This window comes from Micromonospora foliorum, from assembly GCF_022229015.1.
Classification (GTDB): Bacteria; Actinomycetota; Actinomycetes; order Mycobacteriales; family Micromonosporaceae; genus Micromonospora; species Micromonospora foliorum.
Window position 1 is genome coordinate 1 of the sequence record NZ_JAKKFF010000502.1, and the last position, 1,252, is coordinate 1,252.

Annotated in this window: 3 protein-coding genes and 1 pseudogene; 1 reads left to right on the top strand and 3 read right to left on the bottom strand. The window is 75.6% G+C overall.

The annotated features are described in order from the left end of the window. Nucleotides 1–27: 27 nt before the first annotated feature. The 3 genes and pseudogenes from PSH25_RS28915 to PSH25_RS28925 all read right to left on the bottom strand — a co-directional run. Nucleotides 28–285: pseudogene (locus PSH25_RS28915) on the bottom strand (NAD(P)H-hydrate epimerase); the annotation flags it as partial. 55 nt (nt 286–340) lie between these two features. After that, the gene (locus PSH25_RS28920) at nt 341–709 is read right to left on the bottom strand and encodes a holo-ACP synthase (RefSeq protein WP_238662039.1); all 369 of its coding nucleotides are present in this window, start codon (nt 707–709) and stop codon (nt 341–343) included. A 32-nt stretch (nt 710–741) separates the two neighbouring features. Then, entirely contained in the window at nt 742–885 is a 144-nt protein-coding gene (locus tag PSH25_RS28925; RefSeq protein WP_238662040.1) for a hypothetical protein, read from the bottom strand. On the opposite strand from PSH25_RS28925, the gene PSH25_RS28930 reads away from it, so the two are divergent. Beyond that, complete coding sequence (locus PSH25_RS28930; protein ID WP_238662041.1) at nt 884–1,180, top strand: hypothetical protein; 297 nt, start codon at nt 884–886, stop codon at nt 1,178–1,180. The two genes, PSH25_RS28925 and PSH25_RS28930, sit on opposite strands and share 2 nt — an antisense overlap. Nucleotides 1,181–1,252: the final 72 nt, after the last annotated feature.

Consider the following 1,252-nt stretch of genomic DNA (forward strand, 5'->3'; position numbering starts at 1 on the left):
CTTTCCCGACACGACGCTCTACCGAGCGGTGAGCAGCAGGGCGGACACCTGGACGCCCCGGCGGGCCAACCGCTCCCCCGCGTACAGCGCGTCGCCGCCGTTGTCACCGGAGCCGACCAGCAGCAGCACCCGACCCCCGTAGACCCCGCCCCGCTCGGCGAGCAGGAGCGCGGCGCGGCGGGCCAGGCCGGCGGCGGCCCGCTGCATCAGCGTCCCCTCCGGCAGCGTGCCCATCAACCCCGCCTCGGCCGCCCGTACGTCGGCCACCCGCCACACCGCTCTCATGCCACCGTGTCCCATTCCGTTCGCGGGCGGACCTGATCGGCCCTCCCGGCCGACGTCATCGTTCCGCGACCACCATCGCCGACGCGATCCCGCCGTCGTGCGACAACGAGAGGTGCCAGTGGTTGACCCCACGGGCGTCGGCCACCGCCGCGACCGTGCCGGAGACGGCCAGCCAGGGGCGGCCATCCGGGTCGGGCACGATCTCGCAGTCGTGCCAGTTGAGCCCGGCCGGAGCGCCGAGCGCCTTGGCCACCGCCTCCTTGGCGGCGAACCGGGCGGCGAGCGACTCGGGCGAGCGCGGGTTGCCGGAGCGGGTGTGCCGCTCGGCCTCGGTGAAGAGCCGGTCGGCGAGCAGCGGCGTCCGGGTCAGGGCCCGGGCGAACCGGTCGACCAGGACGACGTCGATGCCGACAGCGACGATCACCACATCACCCTACCGGCGGTCGGGGCCGCAGATTAGCCGTCGGGCTCGCGCTGGGCAACGCCTGTGGACACCCCGGGGTACGCCTCGACGCCGGCTGTCCACAGGGCACCGCGCGACCTCCGGTACGCGCCTAGCGTCAGCGCGTCGATGCCGATCGTCCACGGGGGTGTGGTCATGACCGACGAGCCGTTCGCCGTCCGGCCGGAGGAGTTGCGGGCGGTTGCCGTCCTGCTCGACGACGAGGCACGCCGGTTGGCGTTGGGCCTCGCGGGGTTGCCCGGGCTGGTGGTGGCGGCACCCGAGTGGCGAGCGGGCGCGGCCCTGGCCGGGTTGGAGGCCGCCGGGCACACCTGGTTCTGCCGACTGGGTGCCCGGGTCGCGGCGACCTCCGGCGGGGTCCGGGCGGCGACCGAGGCGTACGAGACGGTGGACGACCGGGCCGCCGACCGGTTCGCCGCCCTGCCCCGGTGAGCAGCGTCGGCTACCGGCAGCTGTGGGCTGTCGATCCGGACGGGTGGCGGGCCGCCGGGGCGGCGTGGGCGG